We start from the raw sequence: 3,579 nt of genomic DNA, 5'->3' as shown, positions 1-3,579 counted from the left end.
CGGAGGCCCCTTTTCCATTGCTACTGGCACTGCGCATTTCGACGAGACTCAGCTCCACCAAAACCGCGAATAATCGAAAGATAGGCGCGCAGCACCCCTAATCCCAACCCCTAATAGGCCCCTGTCGCCGATCGGCCGAAACTCGCTGCGTAGAAATGGGCCCGTTCCCGTGTCGGACGACACCGGGAACGGACCCACAGGTAACCGATGCTATAGGGAATTACGCGCTGTCCGCCGGATACATCCGGAGGACGAGACCGATTTCCTTTCGCCCGTTGACGCCGAGTTTTCGATAGACCCGCGTGAGATGTTGTTCGACAGTACTCACGGTAATGCTCATCTTCCTGCCGATTTCGCGATTCGTATGCTCCAGCGCCGCCAATCGAGCAACCGCCATTTCCGAATCGGTCAGGGCGACGACATCGTCCGCTTCCACTTCCTCGACAACATGCAGATGCGCTGTCAAGTCCGACGGCAACTGCCTGCTACAGAGCGCCTCGAGACCGGACGCCTGCGCGGCCTTCCATGCCTTCCACACCGTGGATCTGGCCCGACCCGACATGCCGAGCTCGCGAAAGACCTGACTCAGGTCGATCAGCACCCGAATCGTCTCGACCTTGTGTTCTGCGCCGGAGAGCTGGACCAGGGCCTCCTGCAGCAACGCGGGCCGGTCTCGCAGCGGTCGGGTGGTGGCGGCGACACGCAAGGAGACCGCACGAACCCAGGGGACGTCCGCGCCCGGCCGACAGTTCTGCTCGTCGAGGTACCCGCGCGCCCGACTGGCATCACCCAGGGCGAGACAGGCCTGAGCGGCCGAAGCCCGCCAGGGAACACACGCGGGCAGGTCGATGCCCCAGCGAACCATCAGGTCACCGCAGGCCACGAAGTCCGCCAGGGCGGCATCGGGACGGCCGACCGCGAGGTGATAATCCCCCCGGGCATGCAAATATTTCAGACCATAGAACGTCTGGAAAAGCGTTTCCGGTACGGGATGACTCAGCCATCTGGCAGCCTCGCCGGTCTTCCCCATCGCCGTATTGGCCGAAACCAGAACGGCCAGAACCGTACCGATTCCGATGCCCCAGCCGTTTCGTGAAATCCGGTCAAGAGCCTCTCGCGCGTTCCGTTCCGCCGCGATCGGATCACCTTGGTGGTCGGCGATCAAGGCTCGAATACCGAGCAAGAACGCCTCCCAGCTGAATGCTCGCCGCGCTGCGATCATATCGAGCAGAGAATCGCAGCGACGCAATGCAATATCCAGCCGGCCCGCATACACGAGCGCCAGGAGGGCAAAGCAGGACGGCCCCATGAATTCGGCATCGAAAGAGCATCCCTCGATGATCTCCTCGGCTATTGCGATGGTCTGCTCCTGCGCACCACCCCGGAGCACAGCCAGCAGCAGTTCCGTGGCCGTGGAGTGCCTGTCGAGTAGGACGAGCGATGATCCTGACCGGGATTCGAAAAGCCTCCGGCTCACCTCCGGATCGACCAGTGCGGGACTGACGAACTCGAGCCACGACCGGAACGGGCGCACTGCCGCGGCGGTCCGCGAATCACCAGGGTCGAGGGTCGTGGCAAGCAAGTCCAAACTCGCAGCGGCGTCCTCCAAGCGTCCGTGCCAGGTGAGGTTGTGTATCAACTGCACCGCATCAGCTCCCGGCAGATGCCCGTCCTTGAACGCGGCAACCAGCGGATCGAGCCAGCGAACCGTGGCTGCCGGGTCTTGCCAGCTGGCGACCGCGACCCGGGTCAGACGGATCGCGGTCCGATCCGGCTCTGCCGTGCACACAGTTCCGGCGAGGTGGAGGGTTTCGAGCGCGAACTCCATCTCATCCGCCTGCGCGGCCTGGATCGCGGCATCCCTCAGCACCTGAAAAGCCCACGGTTCGACAGCTGTACCGGCGGCAACGAGGTGGCGCGCGATCTTGATGGGTGGCTGTCCTTCGTCATACAACAGCCACGCCACACCCTGATGAAAGTGCCGCCGTTCCTCGGCCGACATCTGCTCGACGACAGAGCCCGACAGCAGCGGACTTCGAAACCGCGCGTTCACGACCAAACCGGACTCCGTCAACCGCTGGATGATCTCGTCGGCCACGTGCGTCGGGACACCGGTCAGCCTCGCCACTCGCTCAGGAGTCGCGTCCTCACCGAGGACAGCGAGCCCATAGGTCACCTTGACATGATCGTCGCCGCCGTGGAGACATGCCAACACGGCCCCGCCCAGCAGACCACCGGCAGCGAGTCGGGAAATGTCGCCCGCACGAGCGGCGGAAACCTCATCTTCGCCCTCGATATGCCGACATAACTCCTCGGCGAGCGCCCTGACGAGTAGTGGATTGCCACCGGTAACCGCGTAGGCATCATCCGAGATCGCCCGCGACCGCCGATCGCCGACATAGCCGGAAATTGATTGAGCGACCCCCCTCGGCGTCAGCGGACCGAGTCTGATACGGAAAACATCGGGATGGCGCATCAGATCCGACTGAAAGGGCGACTGCAGCAGAGACGACGCCAGCGGATTCGTCACGACGATCAGTACACGCAACATGGACATGCGTCGGAGAAGATAGGAAAGAATTCGGAGCGAAGAATGGTCCCCGAAGCAACTGTCATCGATTGAGATGACAACAGTCCGCTGCCGCATTACTTCCGCAAGTGCGGAGCCCACTCGAATTATCGCAGCATTGTCAACGCCGTCCCGATCGTCGGTTTGGTCGATTTCTGACATCACTTCGAGCACCGATCCCCACCGACCGGATCGTGTGTCCGCCGGCGAACTCTGCAAGAGCTGCGCGACCACACCGAACTGCATGGGTTGTTCGTCGAGCGAACAAGTCGCCGATAGGAAGTCGGTCTCGCTCGGAATTAGTTTGCCAAATTCCTGAAGAAGTGTCGATTTACCGGTTCCACCAGCCCCGGAGACAGCTACGAGCTCGCCACCCCCACCGCCGGCCACCTTGGCCAATATAGTAGTCAAAGAACGCAGCTCCCCGCCGCGTTCGGCAACACGATTCGAAAACATGTCCCCACCCATAAACTCAAACCGAAACCAGACAGAGAGACATATCTGCCGCTCCCCAGAAAACGGAGATAAACTCCACACGTACGTCACATCCCCCATTGAGCAATGGGATCAATAAATGGACCGCACTAGTATGGAACTACCTGGAAATCAACCCCAAGAGAATACCCCTACACGCTTCCACCCCCTATTGCAACCCCATTGCAGTCATTTCATACAAACGACAGACGGAGAAACGCAACGCGAAAGAACAGTTGGAGAATTATCGAAGCGCCGAGCCGCGAAGTTCGCTCGACTTTCACCAATCACGTTGCAACACAAGGCTATCCGAGGCAGATGTAGCCCGCAACCGTAGACGCGATGCATAGACATCGCCTATCGGCGAATCCCCAGATGGTACGCACACCAAGGATGATAGTAAGATAGATCACATACCAGGCGGGACCCTCCGCGACCACACGGACCTGGACTTCGGTTTGGTTCGCGCATCGGCGCGGGTCAAACCGGGTCGACCAGCTGTAGAAACGCCAACTGCCGGTGGCGGACCATCAGGT

Annotated in this window: 1 protein-coding gene; it reads right to left on the bottom strand. The window is 60.9% G+C overall.

All coding sequences use genetic code 11. From position 1 onward, the window contains the following. Nucleotides 1-220 precede the first annotated feature (220 nt). Nucleotides 221-3,025 carry an AAA family ATPase gene (locus ACFWF2_RS24335; RefSeq protein WP_379309753.1) on the bottom strand — a complete coding sequence of 935 codons (2,805 nt, stop codon included), beginning with the start codon at nt 3,023-3,025 and terminating at the stop codon, nt 221-223. Between the last annotated feature and the right edge of the window lie 554 nt (nt 3,026-3,579).

Source organism: Nocardia sp. NPDC060259 (assembly GCF_042728775.1).
Lineage (GTDB): Bacteria > Actinomycetota > Actinomycetes > Mycobacteriales > Mycobacteriaceae > Nocardia.
This window is presented reverse-complemented; position numbering and strand designations above follow the sequence as displayed.